Source organism: Streptomyces sp. KLMMK, assembly GCF_036961605.1.
In the GTDB taxonomy this organism is placed as follows: domain Bacteria; phylum Actinomycetota; class Actinomycetes; order Streptomycetales; family Streptomycetaceae; genus Streptomyces; species Streptomyces telluris.
Window position 1 is genome coordinate 1 of record NZ_JBAMDC010000148.1, and the last position, 14,852, is coordinate 14,852.

Sequence of the window (14,852 nt, forward strand, 5' to 3'; positions counted from 1 at the left end):
AAACGAGGTGTGACCTTTCCCACGTAACCCGGAATTGCCTCCGGGCAACCGGGTCGGGCAGAGTCTGGGTCCTGTCAGGCCCCGCATACGGCACTTCGTCCCCTCATCGGGGCGGTGCAGAGCAGATCCAGAACTGAACAGCGTCGCCGTATGCCGCCCGAGCGTCACGCGGACCTCCCTCGCGGGAGGCCCCACGGGCCCGTGCCTTCTGTGACCGATTACGGAGGCCAGCGCCAGGGGCACGATCGCGCTCGCGAGGTCACCCATGCGGGCGATGCTGGAAGGAAAACGTGTGAGCCGGATTTCGGTCCGGGGGTTCGCCGTGGCATCCGCCACCGCGGTCACCACCGTCGGCGCCGTCGTGGGTGTCGCTGCAGGCCATGACCAGGGTACGAACGACCGGGTCGAGGCGACCGCAGCGGACATGACGCTCCTCGCGGACATCCCCGCAGGACAGAACGTCCGGGCACAGGCCGCTTCCCTGACCCAGCAGGCGGACACGCAGTCCGAGGCAGCCGAGAGCGCGGCCAAGAAGGACGCCGAGGAGGCCGCGCGCAAGCAGGCCGCCGAGGACGCCACCGCGAAGAAGGAAGCCGCGGACGAGGCCGCCAAGAAGAAGGAGGCCGAGGAGAAGGCCAAGGAGCGCGAGAAGGAGGAGAAGGAGCAGGTCAGCAGTCGCTCTGCGACGCGCGACGCCTCGTCCTTCCCCGCCAAGAGCTCCTACTCCGTCGCCGAGGTCAAGGCGATGGCCCGCTCCATGGTCCCCGGCGACCAGTTCCAGTGCTTCAGCAACATCGTGAACAACGAGAGCACCTGGGACTACACGGCGGAGAACCCCTCCTCCGGCGCGTACGGCCTGGTGCAGTCGCTCCCCGGCTCCAAGATGGCCTCCGCCGGCGCCGACTGGCGGACCAACCCCGCCACCCAGATCAAGTGGGGCCTCGGCTATATGAACGAGCGCTACGGCAGCCCCTGCGGCGCCTGGTCGTTCTGGCAGGCCAACCAGTGGTACTAGGGCGCACCGGCCGCGCCTAGCGCCGGTCACTTCCCCGCCCTCGCAAGCCCCCGGTCCTCACCAGGCCGGGGGCTTGGCTGTCTTCCCGCGTCACCCGTCAGGGGTAACGTTCACCCTGGCCACGGGGGAGTGGGGGTAGAGGAAGAGAAATGTCCAGATTGCCACGATGGGTCGGCGGTGTGGGAGCGGGTCTGACCCGTCTCGCCCGGCGACTCGAGGAGCGCACGGCCGAGGTGGAGAGCGCGGCGCCGGCCGCCGGTGCCACCGGTGCCGACGGCGCGCCCGAGTCCGGCCGCGCCGCCGACCCTGCACACGCCTCCCTGCCGATACGTTCCGGCGCCGCCGGTGACTCCGCCGGGTCCGCCCCGGGGCATCCGGGTCCGGCACCCGCGCCCGCCGCAGGCGACCCCGAACACGTACCGCCGCCGCCCGGGTATGCACCCGCGGTCCCGGCGCGCCCCGACCCCGTGGCCGCCGTGCCCTGGGGTGTGCGGGTCGCGGCCGAGGTCGCCTGGCGGCTGCTGATCCTGGCGGGCACCCTCTGGGTGCTGATGCGCGTGATCAGCTCGGTCCGCCTGGTGGTGCTGTCCTTTGTCGCCGGCCTGCTGATCACCGCGCTGCTGCAGCCCACCGTCGCCTGGCTCAAGCGCCGTGGTGTGCCGCGGGGGCTCGCCACGGCCATGACGTTCATCTCCGGCTTCGTCGTCATGGGCCTGGTCGGCTGGTTCGTGGTGTGGCAGGTGACGGACAACCTCGACGACCTGTCGGGACAGGTGCAGCAGGGCATCAAGGACCTGAAGCACTGGCTGCTCACCAGCCCGTTCCATGTCACCGAGAACCAGATCAACAACATCGCCGACAACCTCAGCACGGCCATCGGCGCCAACACCAAGGACATCACCACCGCCGGCATCGAGGGCGTCCAGGTGATCCTGGAGGTGCTGACCGGCATCCTGCTGGCGATGTTCAGCACGCTCTTCCTGCTCTACGACGGGCCGCGGATCTGGGAGTGGCTGCTGAAGCTGTTCCCGGCGGCGGCGCGCGAGGGCGTGGCGGGCGCGGGCCCGCGCGCGTGGGCGACGCTGACCGCCTATGTGCGGGGCACGGTGATAGTGGCCCTGATCGATGCGATCTTCATCGGCATAGGGCTGTTCTTCCTCAAGGTGCCGCTGGCGGTGCCGCTGGCCGTCTTCATCTTCCTGTTCGCCTTCATCCCGCTGGTCGGTGCCGTGGTCTCCGGCGCGCTCGCGGTGGTCGTGGCACTGGTGACGAAGGACGTCTTCACGGCCCTGATGGTGCTGACCGTGGTGCTCGCGGTGCAGCAGATCGAGGGTCACGTGCTGCAGCCGTTCATCCTCGGCCGCGCCGTGCGCGTCCACCCGCTCGCGGTGGTCCTCTCGGTGGCCGCGGGCTCGCTGGTCGCCGGCATCGGCGGCGCGGTGGTCGCGGTTCCGCTGGCCGCGGTGACCAATACGGTCGTCGGCTACCTGCGCGCCTACGCCAAGGACAAGGCCCTGGCCGCGGCGCCACCGGACGGGCCTCCTGCGCAAGCCCCCTCCGAGGTCTCCCGCAGCTGAGAACCAACCCAGGACATACGTGTGGGCCCCGGCCGTAAACGGCCGGGGCCCACACGTATCTGAGGAGGAGAGCAGATCAGGCGTTGTCCGCCAGGACCTTCTCGGCGTCCAGGGTGGCGCCGACGGCCTGGAGGACGGCGGCGATCTTGAACGCCTCCTGGATCGTCTCGCGCGAGACGCCCGCCTTGCGGAGGACCTGCTCGTGCGAGTCCAGGCACAGGCCGCAGCCGTTGATGGCCGAGACGGCCAGCGACCACAGCTCGAAGTCGACCTTCTCCACGCCCGGGTTGCCGATGACGTTCATCCGCAGGCCCGCACGCAGGTTGCCGTACTCCGGGTCCGACAGCAGGTGCCGGGTGCGGTAGTAGACGTTGTTCATCGCCATGATGGCGGCGGCCGACTTGGCGGCCGTGTACGCCTCGGGCGACAGGTTGGCCTTGGCGACCGGCTCCAGCTCGCGCAGCACGATCGGCGAGCGGGTCGCGATCGCGCAGGAGAGGACGGTGCCCCACAGCTGCTGCTGCGGCAGGTCGGAGTTGCCGATGACCGAGCCGAGGTTCAGCTTCAGGTCCTTGGCGTAGTCCGGTACGGCGGACTTCAGCTCATCGAGCGCCATGGGAGATCAGCTCACTCGCCCGAGAGGAGCTTGACCGCGTCGAGGGTCTCCTCGCCCTTGGACCAGTTGCAGGGGCACAGCTCGTCCGTCTGCAGGGCGTCGAGGACCCGCAGGACCTCCTTGGGGTTACGGCCGACGGAGCCGGCGGTCACCATGACGAACTGGATCTCGTTGTTCGGGTCCACGATGAAGACGGCGCGCTGGGCGTAGCCGTCCTCGCCCTCGACGCCGCAGGCCTGCATCAGCTCGTGCTTGGCGTCGGCCAGCATCGGGAAGGGCAGGTCGCGGAGGTCCTTGTGGTCCTTGCGCCAGGCGTGGTGGACGAACTCGGAGTCGCCGGAGACGCCGAGGATCTGGGCGTCACGGTCGGCGAACTCGTCGTTCAGCTGGCCGAACGCGGCGATCTCGGTCGGGCAGACGAAGGTGAAGTCCTTGGGCCAGAAGAAGACGACCTTCCACTTGCCCTCGTGGGTCTTGTTGTCGATCTGCGCGAAAGCCTTGTCCGCGTCGAGGTCCACACAAGCGGTCAGGTCGAACTCGGGGAACTTGTCACCGACAGTGAGCACGCGCTCTCCTTGCAGCGAGCGGGAAGCTCCCGTGACAGGAGTTTCCCTCGGGGTTGGACATGAGCAACCCTGCCACAGGAGTCATTGATAACGGAAATAGCTAGACTGGGAGATGTTGATCGGAGGTGCTTATCAGTTATGTCGTCCGCACCGCACGCACCACAGCCGCCGGCCGGGCCGGCCGTGTCGTCCATAGCCCCGGGCTCGCGCCCCCGCCAGCCCAGCCTCGCCCAGCTGCGGGCCTTCGTCGCCGTCGCGGAGCACCTGCACTTCCGTGACGCCGCCACCGCGCTCGGGATGAGCCAGCCCGCGCTCTCGGGCGCCGTCTCCGCGCTGGAGGACATCCTCGACGTCCAGCTCCTCGAGCGTACGACGAGAAAGGTGCTGCTCAGTCCCGCGGGGGAGCGGCTCGCCACCCGGGCCCGCACGGTCCTCGACGCCGTCGCCGCCCTGATGGAGGAGGCCGACGCGGCCCGCGCGCCCTTCACCGGCGTCCTGCGCCTCGGGGTGATCCCGACCGTCGCGCCCTACCTCCTGCCCACGGTCCTGCGCCTGGTCCACGACTCCTACCCCGACCTCGACCTGCAGGTCCACGAGGAGCAGACGTCCTCCCTGCTCGACGGGCTCACCCAGGGGCGGCTGGACCTGCTGCTGCTCGCCGTGCCGCTCGGCGCGCCCGGCGTCAGCGAAATCCCCCTCTTCGACGAGGACTTCGTCCTGGTCACCCCCCGGGACCACTGGCTGGCCGAGCGCGGCGACATCCCGCGGGAGGCCCTGCGCGAGCTGGAGCTGCTCCTCCTGGACGAGGGCCACTGCCTGCGCGACCAGGCGCTGGACATCTGCCGCGAGGCCGGCCGGACGACCGGCGCCGCGGTGACCACCAGCGCGGCCGGCCTGTCCACACTCGTCCAGCTGGTCGGCGGCGGCATGGGCGTCACCCTGCTGCCGCGCACGGCCCTGCGCGTCGAGACCGAGCGCAACGAACAGCTCGCCACCGGGCACTTCGCCGACCCGGTGCCCTCGCGCAGGATCGCCCTGGCGATGCGGACCGGGGCGGCGCGGCAGGGGGAGTTCGAGCAGTTCGCGGCGGCCCTGCGGACCGCGATGCGGAAGCTGCCCGTACGGATCCTCAACGGGTGACCGGGGGCGCCGGCCCCACCCGTCGCCGGCCGTGCGCCCCGGTCGGTCACCCCGGGGCGCACCTTCGACGGCGCCGCGCGCCCGTCACTCCGTCCGCATGCTCTCCGGCCGGGTCAGGCGCCACAGGGTGGGCAGCGCCATCAGCGTCACCGCGACGATCACGGCGGCGCCGGCGCCGGCCAGCGGGACGAAGGCGAACCAGTCCCGTACCCGCTCACCGACCAGCGCCAGCATCACCCGGCCCAGCCCGAGGCCGCCCGCCGTCGCCAGCACGAGGCCCACGGCGACGGGGACCGCCGTCTGCCACAGCACCGACCAGGCGAGCGTCGACCGGTCCGTCCCGCAGGCGACCAGCACGGACAGTGCCCGCCTCCGCTCGCGCAGCTGCTCCACCGTGGCGACGAGGAGGCTCAGCCCCACGAGGACGAGGACACCGATCCCACCGGTCGTCAGTCCTCCCTCGACGGCCGCGAGCTGGTCCTTCTTCACGACGCCGCCCATGCGCCACACCCGCATGCCGGGGTCGATGGCGGCGGCGGTGTTGCGGAACCGCTCGATGGCGTCGTCGCGGTCGCCGGGGTCGACCCGCGCCAGCACGGTGGTGCGGGCGTCCGGGATCGCCCGGGCGTCGATGGCCGACGGCGTGGCCAGGATGCCGAACGTGTCCGATCCGGCGGGGGCGGTCCGCGTCTCCACGACGCGCGCGCTCCGCGGCACCGTCCACCGGTAGACGGGCGTGCCCTTGGCCTTCGCCTCTTCGAAGCCGTCCATCTCCAGTGCGGTGCCGGGCGGGAACCGCCCGGCCGTGTCGACGTCGCCGTCCTTCTCCTGGGCCACGAACACGTCGCCGTCGCGGCAGGAGTCCAGCTTCGCCATGCGGCTCAGGGTGGCGCAGTCGGCGACGTGCACCGTGGTGACCTTGCGCTCCGGACCCGAGCCGGCGGTGGCGTACTGCTCCACGAAGGCGACGGCGTCGCGGACGCCCGGCGTGGCCCGGAACGCCTCGGAGTGCGCGCGGAGTTCGTCCGGCGTGCCCGGGCGGTAGGCGGCCTGCAGCTGGGAGTGGCTCGCGACCGTCCCGGGCGGCCCGTCGTCGTCGCCCCGCATGCCGGAGACCATCATCTGGACGGCGACGGCCCCGGCCACCGCCACGGTGATGCCCGCGACCGCCCGCGCGGCCGGACCGCTGTTCGCCTGCAGCCGCCGTGTGGCCAGCTGCCAGGCCGGCGGCCCGCCCCGCAGCCGGGCCACGCACACCTCGACCAGCCACGGCAGGACCACGGCGACGCCGGTGAGCAGCAGCGCGGCACCGGCGGCCACCAGGACCGGCTGCCCGGAGCCGGCGAAGGCGGAGCCGAAGCCCAGGGCGCCGCGCATCTCCGGCACGCCGGGCGCCAGCAGGGCCAGACCCGCGGCCGGGATCAGCAGCCGCCACCACAGCCGCCGGCGCCGGACCGGGGCGTCGCGGACGACCCCCAGCGGTTCGGCCGCGACGCCGCGCAGCGCGAACAGCGTCACGGCGACGGCCAGGGCGGGCACGGCGACGGCGATCAGCGCGGCCAGGACCGGGGCGGGGGTGACGTCCGCGGGGAAGACGCCGATCTCGCGGATCGCGACGTGCGGGGCGAAACCGCGGCAGAACAGGAAGATCACCGCCCCGGCCAGCAGGCCGATCAGGGCGCCGCACAGGGCCTCGCCGGCCGCGATCCGCCGGGTGGACCCGATGCCGGCGCCGACGAGCCGCAGCGCCGCGAGCCGGCGCTCGCGCCCCTCGCCGCCGAAGCGGACGGCCGTGCCGATGAGGACCGCGACCGGGAGCAGCAGCACGACGCACACCATGGCCGCCAGGACGAGGATGCGCGGGTCCACGGGTTCGTCCCGGCTGCTGCCGAAGCCGTCGATGCGGACGACGCCGCCGCCCTGCTCGATCCGGTCGCTGCCCAGGTAGTAGAAGAGCTCGTCGGGGCCGATCAGCCCCGCGTCGCCGATGGTGCCCACGGTCCGGTGGCGGAACCGCTCGCTCAGCAGCTTCCCCTCGCCGGAGGCGAGGAGCCGGCCGAGGGCGGGGGAGACGACCATCTCGCCGGGGCCGGGGAGCGCGCCGACGCCGGGCGGCACCGGTGCCCCGGGGCCCTCGGGGCGCAGGATCGCGCCGTCGACCGGCCGGTCGCGGAAGTCCGTGGACGCCCGCTGGTAGAGGAGCGTTCCCGCGCCCTTGCGCGGCTGGTCCTCCGGCGGGATGTCCGCGCCCGCCGGGAACACGCTGCGGGCCGTGTCGCGCCGGTCGCGCTCGTCCAGCAGCTGCGGCACGGACGCGGCGATCGCCAGGACGGCCACGCCGAGGCCGACGGCCAGGGCGGTGAGGGCGGCGCGCACTAGGCCCTCGCGGCCGCCGGTGACGGTGAAGCGCGCGCCCATGAGCAGGTCGCGGAGCCAGGCGGCGGGGCCGGACGGCCCGGCGGGCCGGTCCACGGGGCCGGCACCGGGGCGGGGAGCCCCGCGCTCCCGCCCGTTCTCGTCGGCGCGCCCGTTCTTGTCGTCGCGTCCGGTCATGACAGCCTCGCCCCCGCCATGTCGCGCGCCCGTCCGTCGCGCACGACGACCTCGCGGTCGGAGTACGCGGCGACGCGCGCCTCGTGGGTGACCAGGACGACGGCGGCCCGGGTGTCGCGGGCGGCCTCGGTCAGCAGTTCCATCACACGCTCTCCGTTGAGGGAGTCCAGGGCGCCGGTCGGCTCGTCCGCGAAGATCACGCGCGGGGTCGTGACCAGCGCCCGGGCGACGGCGACGCGCTGGCCCTGGCCGCCGGAGACCTCGCCGGGCCGCTTGCCGCGCGCGTCCGCGACCTCCAGCCGTTCCATCCACCGCATGGCCTGCTGCTCGGCCTCCTTGCGCCGGAGGCCGCCCAGCCGCAGCGGCAGCGCCACGTTCTCCACGCAGGTCAGCTCCGGGACCAGCTGCCCGAACTGGAAGACGAAGCCGAACTCGCCGCGCCGCAGGGCGCTGCGCTCGGAGTCGGAGAGCTCCGAAAGCCTGCGCGCGCCGTAGCGGACGACGCCCGCGTCCGGGCGAATGATTCCGGCCAGGCAGTGCAGCAATGTCGACTTGCCGGAGCCCGAGGGACCCATGACGGCGACGATCTCGCCCGGGTGGACGGAGAAGTCCGCGCCGTCCAGCGCGGTCGTGGGCCCGTAGGCCTTGCGCAGCCCGGTCGCGGCGAGCAGGGAGCCCGACGGCGTCATGAGCGCACCGCCCGGGCGAGCTGGTCGAGCCGGGCAGCGGTGATTTCCAGCCAGCGCAGGTCGGCCTCCAGATGGAAGAGAGCGTGGTCGCAGATCAGCTGGTCGGCGAGGTCGCCGCCGGTCTTGCGGCGGGTGAGCTCGCGCATCAGCCGCAGGTGCTCGGCGCGCTGGGCGTCCAGCAGCTCGTCGGCGTCCCGGCCGGTCAGCAGGGCCACGACGACCTTTGTATAGAGGACGGACTGCAGGTAGGGCTCGGGCTTCTCGGGCCGGGCGAGCCAGTCCGCCACGTCCGTGACGCCCGCGTCGGTGATCGCGTAGCGCTTGCGCTCGGGGCCGTCGCCCTGCTCGACCCCGTCGACCTCCACCAGGCCGTTCTTCAGCAGCCTCGACATGGTCGCGTAGACCTGGCCGTAGTGGAGCGGGCGATCGTGGCCGAAGCGGGCGTCGAAGGCGCGCTTGAGGTCGTAGCCGTGGCGCGGGCCGGACTCCAGGAGCGCGAGCAGGGTGTGTCCGATTGACATGCTCCGGACTGTACATCGTGTGTATACACAGAAGGTATAGGTGGCTGAAAATCGCCCCCGATTGGCCGGTGAATGGCCCCTGCAGATAGTGCCCGCCGTCCCCGACGGCCCCTTGTGCGCCCGCTGTTCGGGCTGCCGAATCGGATCCGGAATCGGAGCCCTGTACGGTTTCCCGCACTGCGCCGCGCCCGGTTCCCGCCAGCCGGGGTGCTGTATGTCACGTGCCTCAAAGCCTTGATCAATGGGCGTTTGGTGACAGTTGCGGTGTTAGCTTCATGAGCTGGGTTGGGGGCGGAAAGACTGGAGCTACGGGAGAGATGGGCCGAGCGGAAGCGCGACGGGCGCAGAAGAGCACCCGCACAGCAAAGGGCAAGAAGCCCAAGAAGGCCGGGAAAACCGGTATACGCCGCTTCTTCACCTGGAAGAAGCTCCTCGCTTACTTCGTGGCGCTCGTCGCTCTCGGGGCGGGCGCCTGCGTGGCTCTCTATCTCTACGTGGACGTCCCCAAGGGCAACAGCCAGGCCAAGCTGCAGAGCAACGTCTTCAAGGACGCCGACGGCAAGACCATCGCGCGCAGCGGTGACGTCAACCGCCAGGAAGTGTCCATCGACAAGATCCCGGTCGAGGTCCGGCGCGCCGTCGTCGCCGCCGAGAACAAGAACTTCTACACCGACCCCGGCGTCGACGTCCTCGGCACCGCGCGAGGCGTCCTCAACACCGTGATGGGCCGCGGCAAGCAGGGTGGCTCCACCATCACCCAGCAGTACGTCAAGAACTATTACCTGGACCAGCGTCAGACCATCACCCGCAAGGTGAAGGAACTGGTCATCTCGCTGAAGGTGCAGAAGGAGAAGTCCAAGGACGAGATCCTCGAGGGCTACCTGAACACCAGCTTCTACGGCCGCGGCGCCTACGGCATCCAGGCCGCGTCCCGTGCGTACTACAACAAGGACGTCGACAAGCTCAGCCTCGAGGAAGGCGCCTACCTCGCCGCGCTGCTCCAGGCCCCCAGCCAGTACGACTGGACGGTGGCCACCCCCGCGGGCAAGGAGAACGCCAAGGCCCGCTGGAACTACGTCCTGGACAAGATGGTCGAGCAGAAGTGGCTCGACAAGGACAAGCGCGCCGGCATGCAGTTCAAGGAGCCCGGCAAGCCGCCGGCCGCCAAGGGCCTGACCGGCCAGAACGGCTATCTGGTGGAGGCCGCCAAGGCCGAGATGCGCAAGAAGCTGGCCAAGGACGGCCGCCCCGAGAGTGACCTCGACGCCGGTGGCTGGACGATCACCCTCAGCGTCGACAACAAGAAGCAGAAGGCCCTGGAGAAGGCCGTCAAGGACAAGCTCCTCGACGACCTCGACCCCAAGGCCCGCGCGGTCGACAAGAACGTCCAGGTCGGCGCCGCCTCCGTCGACCCGAAGACCGGCAAGGTCGTCGCCCTCTACGGCGGTACCGACGCCCTCCAGCACTGGACGAACAACGCCACCCGCGAGGACTACCAGGTCGCCTCGACCTTCAAGCCGCTGATCTTCGCCTCGGCGCTGGAGAACAAGTCCACCACCCAGGACAAGGTGCGCATCAACGCCGGTACGCTGTACGACTCGACCACCGAGCGTCCCGTCACCGGCACGAGCGAGCACTTCGCCCCGGAGAACGAGGACGGCTACTCGCACGGCATGATCCCCGTGCAGAAGGCCATGAACGACTCGGTCAACTCCGTCTTCGCGCAGATGGCCATCGACGTCGGCCTGCCCGAGGTCAAGAAGACCGCCGTCGAGATGGGCATGAACGGCAAGGTCCGCGACTTCGTGGAGAAGCCCGCCATGTCGCTCGGCTCCATGGGCAACAGCCCGCTGCACATGGCCGGCGTCTACGCGACCCTCGCCCACCACGGTAAGAAGGTCACGCCCTCGATCATCAAGTCGGCCTCCCAGAACGGCAAGGAGCTGTCGCTCGACAACCCGATCGGCGGCGACGCCATCTCGCGGAACACCGCCGACGGCGTCACCACCGTGCTCAAGGGCGTGGTCGACGACGGTACGGCCTCCGTCGTGCAGAGCGTCGGCCGCCAGGTCGCGGGCAAGACCGGCACCTCCGACGACAACAAGTCCGCCTGGTTCACCGGCTACACCCCCGACCTAGTCACCGCCATCGGCCTGTTCGGCGAGGGCGAGGGCGGCAAGCAGGTCACCCTCAAGGGCACCGGCGGCAACGGCCGCGTCAACGGTGGTACGTACCCGGCCCGCATCTGGGCCGCCTACACCGCCAACGCGCTGCAGGGCTCGGAAGCCGAGGAGTTCGACCTCGAGACGAACATGAGCACGACGGTCCCGGTCATCCCCGGCCCGCCCGCCTCGTCCAGCCCCTCCGCGCCCGCGTCGCACAGCCCGTCGCCGTCGCCCTCGCGGCCCTCGCAGTCGCCGTCGGCCTCGTCCTCGCGCACCCCGTCCCGCGCACCCTCGTCGGCGCCCCCGTCCTCGCGGCCGCCGGTCCCGCCGGTCACCCCGAGCGGCAAGCCGTCCAGCTCCTCGCCGGTCACCGGCGGTGGCGGGCTCCAGCCCAACGGAAGCCGCGAACCGATCGGCAACTGACTTCCGGTCAGCTCCCGGCCCCGGCCGCTCACCCCCTGCGCAGGGTGAGCGGCCGGGGTCTTCGCTTTCCCGGCTCCCTCGGGATCGTCCGGGGGACCCGCTCAGCCGCCGTTGACCTTCGTGGCGATGCGGTCGCCGATCTCCTTGTCGATGTTGCGCCAGTACTGCAGGGCCCGCTCCCGGACGGCCCGGCTCACGCCGTTGCTCACGTGGCCGGCGACGTTGGAGACGAGACGGTCGCGGGCGGCGTCGTCGAGGACCTGGCGGACCATCGTGCCCGCCTGGCCCCAGTCGTCGTCCTCGCGATGCGGCTTGTACGCCTCGCGGACCATCTCGCCCGCCGCCCGCCAGCCGGCGACGTCCCCGAAGCGCCCGGTGTCGGCGGCCGGGCCGCCGTAGGAGTTGGGCGCGTAGGGGCGGGCCACGCGGGCGGCCTCGTAGCGCATGGGGCCGTCCTTGGCGTAGGAGCGGACGTCCGAGCGGGGGTGGTTGGGCGGCAGCTGGGCGTAGTTGGGGCCGATGCGGTAGCGGTGGGTGTCCGGGTAGGAGAAGAGGCGGCCCAGCAGCATCTTGTCGGGCGACGGGCCGATGCCGGGCACCAGGTTCGACGGCTCGAAGGCGGCCTGCTCGATGTGGACGAAGAAGTCGCCGGGGTTGCGGTCGAGCGTCATCCGGCCGACCTCGATCAGCGGGTAGTCGCCGTGGGGCCACACCTTGGTGAGGTCGAAGGGGTTGAAGCGGTAGTCCGGGGCGTCGTCGAACGGCATGACCTGCACGTACATCGTCCAGGAGGGGGCGTCACCGCTCTTGACGGCGTCGAAGAGGTCGCGCCGGTGGAAGTCGGTGTCCTCGCTCGCCATCCGGTCGGCTTCCGCCTGGGTGAAGCACTCGATGCCCTGGTCGGTCTTGATGTGGTACTTGATCCAGAACTTCTCGCCGCCCCGGTTGACCCACATGTAGGTGTGCGAGCCGTAGCCGTTCATGTGGCGCCAGGTGCGCGGCACGCCGCGGTCGCCCATCAGCCACGTGACCATGTGGGCGGACTCGGGCGACAGGGTCCAGAAGTCCCACTGCATGTCGTTGTCGCGCAGGCCGTTGTCGGTGCGGCGCTTCTGGGAGCGGATGAAGTCCTGGAACTTGATCGGGTCGCGGACGAAGAAGACCGGGGTGTTGTTGCCGACGAGGTCGTAGTTGCCGTGGTCCGTGTAGAACTTCAGGGCGAAGCCGCGCGGGTCGCGCCAGGTGTCGGGGCTGCCCTGCTCGCCCGCCACCGTGGAGAAGCGGGCCAGCATCTCCGTGCTGCGCCCGGGCTGGAAGAGATCCGCCTTGGTGTACTGGCTGACGTCGTTGGTCACGCGGAAGGTGCCGTACGCGCCGCCGCCCTTGGCGTGGACCACCCGCTCGGGGACCCGCTCCCGGTTGAACTGGGCCATCTTCTCGATCAGATAGTGGTCCTGGAGAAGGATGGGTCCGGAGTCGCCGATGGTGAGCGAGTGTTCGTCGCTCTCGACGGGGATGCCGGCGTTGTCCGTCGTGTACGGGGTCTGCTGCGCCGAGTCGGTCATGGGACGCCTCCCGGTACGGGGATGGTGAGGGCGCGCGGCAGTGCCCGCCCTCCAACTCGCCAGTGAACTCCGCCGACGACGTGTCGGCAACGGGCGTCTGGACACTGTCCAGAATTTCACCGCGTACGGGTCTCTTTGCGTTCGAGCCCGGCCGGAGCGGGTACGAGAGGGCGCCGCCCGGCGCGGCTCACCCGGCGCGGTTCACCGGGCGCGCGGCGGCAGCGCCAGCTCGAACCAGACCACCTTCCCCGTGCTCAGCCGGGTGGCGCCCCACCGCCTGGCCAGCCGGTTGACCAGGTACAGCCCGCGGCCGCCCTCGTCCGAGGGCCGGGCCTGGCGCAGCCGCGGCAGCTGCGGCACGTCGTCGCCCACCTCGCAGCGCAGCACGTCCGTACGCAGCAGGCGCAGCGTGATCGGCCGCTCCGCGTACCGCACGGCATTGGTGATCACCTCGCTGACCAGCAGCTCCACGGAGTCCGTGAGCTCCTCCAGGCCCCAGCGGGTCAGGGCGCGGCGGGCCAGCCGGCGCGCCTGACGGGCCGTCTGCGGGCGCGGGTCGAGGAACCAGTAGGCCACGTCGCTGGGCGCGATGCCCTCGAAGCGGGCGGCGAGCAGGGCGATGTCGTCGTCCCGGTCGCCCGGGCCGAGCATGCCGAGCACCTCGTCGCACAGGGGCTCCAGCGGCGGCGGGTTCGGGCCGGTCAGCCGGGCGGTCTCGATCAGCCGCTCGCGCAGCTGCTCTATGCCCGTCCAGACGTCCCTGATCCGCGACTCCACCAGGCCGTCCGTGTACAGCAGCAGCGTCGCCCCGGCGGGCGCGTCCAGCTCCACCGCCTCGAAGTCGACCCCGCCCACGCCGATCGGCGCGCCCGGCGGGACGCGCAGGACCTCCGCGCGGCCGCCGCGGTGCAGCAGTATCGGCGGCGGATGGCCCGCGTTGGCGATCACGATGCGGTGCGCGACCGGGTCGTACACCGCGTACATGCACGTGGCCATGCGGTCCGAGCCGAGGCGCTGGGCCTGCTCGTCCAGGTGGTGCAGCACCTCGGCCGGGGGCAGGTCCAGGCCCGCCAGCGTCTGCGCGGTCGTGCGCAGCTGGCCCATGATCGCGGCCGAGGTCATGGAGTGGCCCATGACGTCGCCGACGACCAGGGCCACCCGGTTGCCCGGCAGCGGGATCGCGTCGTACCAGTCGCCGCCCACGCGGGCGGTCTCGGCGGCCGGCAGGTAGCGGCTGGCGAGCCGGACGCCGGTCGGCTGGGGCAGGGAGTCGGGCAGCATCGTGCGCTGCAGCTCGTCCGCGATGTACACCTCGCGGCCGTAGAGCACGGCTTTGTCCACGCCCAGGGCGGTGTGCGTCGCCAGCTGCGCGGCCACGAGCAGGTCGTCGTTCTCGAACGCGGCCCGGTCCGGACGGCGGACGAACACCGCGGCGCCGATCACCCGGCGCCGCCCCCGCAGCGGCGCCAGGATCGTCCGGTGCCGGTCCGGGACCGGACGGTCGTCGCCCAGCAGCTCGGGAAGGGCCGCCCGCGCGGCGGAGGAGTCCCCGAAGACCGGTCTGACACCCCGCAGCACCTCCGCGAGCGGCCCCCCTATGCGCACCTCGCAGCGCTCGGCGGCGCAGCCGGCGAGATCGGGGACGGGCTCGGGGCGCTCGGCCGCGAAGTCCGTGCCGTCGCCCTCGCCCACGCCGCGCACGTGCTCGGGCAGCTGGTCGGTGCGGCGCAGCCGCAGCACGACGGGGCCCACGGGCCGCTCGTCGCCGACCGGCAGCGGGTCGCGCAGGTAGACCAGGATGGCGTCGGCGAACGTCGGCACGGTGGCCCGGCACAGGCCGAGCACGATCTCGTCCAGGTCGATGCCCCGGGCGATCCGCCGCGTGGCGGCCCCGACGAACCGCAGGCGCTCGCCGCCGGTGGCGTTGCCGCCCGTGCCCGGGCCGCTCGCGTCCGCCGGTGCGCCGGCGGACTCCGGACCGTCCGCGGCCGGACGGCTGCCTCCGGGACCGGCTTCCAGGCG

General features: G+C 71.8%; 11 protein-coding genes. 4 read left to right on the plus strand and 7 right to left on the minus strand.

Annotation, left to right across the window (positions count from 1 at the left end):
* The first annotated feature begins 292 nt into the window (after positions 1-292).
* Together V7793_RS20870 and V7793_RS20875 are read left to right on the plus strand one after the other, a co-directional pair.
* On the plus strand, positions 293-1,015 hold the full coding sequence (locus V7793_RS20870) for a transglycosylase SLT domain-containing protein (protein ID WP_443057954.1): 723 nt from the start codon (positions 293-295) through the stop codon (positions 1,013-1,015).
* Between the two features lie 149 nt (positions 1,016-1,164).
* On the plus strand, positions 1,165-2,592 hold the full coding sequence (locus tag V7793_RS20875) for an AI-2E family transporter (protein WP_336008736.1): 1,428 nt from the start codon (positions 1,165-1,167) through the stop codon (positions 2,590-2,592).
* Between the two features lie 76 nt (positions 2,593-2,668).
* Here V7793_RS20875 and V7793_RS20880 read toward each other — a convergent pair whose 3' ends face one another.
* Both V7793_RS20880 and V7793_RS20885 read right to left on the minus strand, forming a co-directional pair.
* On the minus strand, positions 2,669-3,208 hold the full coding sequence (locus V7793_RS20880; RefSeq protein WP_336008737.1) for an alkyl hydroperoxide reductase: 540 nt from the start codon (positions 3,206-3,208) through the stop codon (positions 2,669-2,671).
* Between the two features lie 11 nt (positions 3,209-3,219).
* The gene (locus V7793_RS20885; RefSeq protein ID WP_120753500.1) at positions 3,220-3,774 is read right to left on the minus strand and encodes a peroxiredoxin; all 555 of its coding nucleotides are present in this window, start codon (positions 3,772-3,774) and stop codon (positions 3,220-3,222) included.
* Positions 3,775-3,912: 138 nt separating this feature from the next.
* Here V7793_RS20885 and V7793_RS20890 point away from each other — a divergent pair, with 138 nt between their 5' ends.
* The gene (locus tag V7793_RS20890; RefSeq protein WP_336008738.1) at positions 3,913-4,914 is read left to right on the plus strand and encodes a LysR substrate-binding domain-containing protein; all 1,002 of its coding nucleotides are present in this window, start codon (positions 3,913-3,915) and stop codon (positions 4,912-4,914) included.
* Between the two features lie 84 nt (positions 4,915-4,998).
* On the opposite strand, the gene V7793_RS20895 is transcribed toward V7793_RS20890, so the two are convergent.
* The 3 genes from V7793_RS20895 to V7793_RS20905 are packed head-to-tail and all read right to left on the minus strand — an operon-like array spanning position 4,999 to position 8,677.
* Positions 4,999-7,467 carry an ABC transporter permease gene (locus tag V7793_RS20895; protein WP_336008739.1) on the minus strand — a complete coding sequence of 823 codons (2,469 nt, stop codon included), beginning with the start codon at positions 7,465-7,467 and terminating at the stop codon, positions 4,999-5,001.
* A complete protein-coding gene (locus V7793_RS20900; RefSeq protein ID WP_336008740.1) occupies positions 7,464-8,156 on the minus strand; it encodes an ABC transporter ATP-binding protein in 693 nt (230 codons plus the stop codon). Before V7793_RS20900 ends, V7793_RS20895 begins: the two co-directional genes overlap by 4 nt.
* Positions 8,153-8,677, minus strand: a complete 525-nt coding sequence (locus V7793_RS20905) for a PadR family transcriptional regulator (protein ID WP_336008741.1) — start codon at positions 8,675-8,677, stop codon at positions 8,153-8,155. The genes V7793_RS20900 and V7793_RS20905 overlap by 4 nt, the downstream gene beginning before the upstream one ends.
* A gap of 317 nt (positions 8,678-8,994) precedes the next feature.
* On the opposite strand from V7793_RS20905, the gene V7793_RS20910 reads away from it, so the two are divergent.
* Positions 8,995-11,265 (plus strand): transglycosylase domain-containing protein, encoded by a 2,271-nt coding sequence (locus tag V7793_RS20910; RefSeq protein WP_336008742.1) that lies wholly within the window; start codon positions 8,995-8,997, stop codon positions 11,263-11,265.
* Between the two features lie 101 nt (positions 11,266-11,366).
* On the opposite strand, the gene V7793_RS20915 is transcribed toward V7793_RS20910, so the two are convergent.
* Together V7793_RS20915 and V7793_RS20920 are read right to left on the minus strand one after the other, a co-directional pair.
* Positions 11,367-12,830: a catalase gene (locus V7793_RS20915; protein ID WP_336008743.1), complete on the minus strand. Its 1,464-nt coding sequence runs from the start codon at positions 12,828-12,830 to the stop codon at positions 11,367-11,369.
* A gap of 201 nt (positions 12,831-13,031) precedes the next feature.
* A partial coding sequence (locus V7793_RS20920) for an ATP-binding SpoIIE family protein phosphatase (RefSeq protein ID WP_336008744.1) occupies positions 13,032-14,852 on the minus strand: 1,821 nt, incomplete at its 5' end.

Coding starts and splice junctions, on each gene's coding strand:
- V7793_RS20895 (WP_336008739.1), bottom strand. CDS start 7,467: ATGACCGGACGCGACGACAAGAACGGGCGCGCCGACGAGAACGGGCGG.
- V7793_RS20890 (WP_336008738.1), top strand. CDS start 3,913: ATGTCGTCCGCACCGCACGCACCACAGCCGCCGGCCGGGCCGGCCGTG.
- V7793_RS20880 (WP_336008737.1), bottom strand. CDS start 3,208: ATGGCGCTCGATGAGCTGAAGTCCGCCGTACCGGACTACGCCAAGGAC.
- V7793_RS20910 (WP_336008742.1), top strand. CDS start 8,995: ATGGGCCGAGCGGAAGCGCGACGGGCGCAGAAGAGCACCCGCACAGCA.
- V7793_RS20905 (WP_336008741.1), bottom strand. CDS start 8,677: ATGTCAATCGGACACACCCTGCTCGCGCTCCTGGAGTCCGGCCCGCGC.
- V7793_RS20875 (WP_336008736.1), top strand. CDS start 1,165: ATGTCCAGATTGCCACGATGGGTCGGCGGTGTGGGAGCGGGTCTGACC.
- V7793_RS20900 (WP_336008740.1), bottom strand. CDS start 8,156: ATGACGCCGTCGGGCTCCCTGCTCGCCGCGACCGGGCTGCGCAAGGCC.
- V7793_RS20915 (WP_336008743.1), bottom strand. CDS start 12,830: ATGACCGACTCGGCGCAGCAGACCCCGTACACGACGGACAACGCCGGC.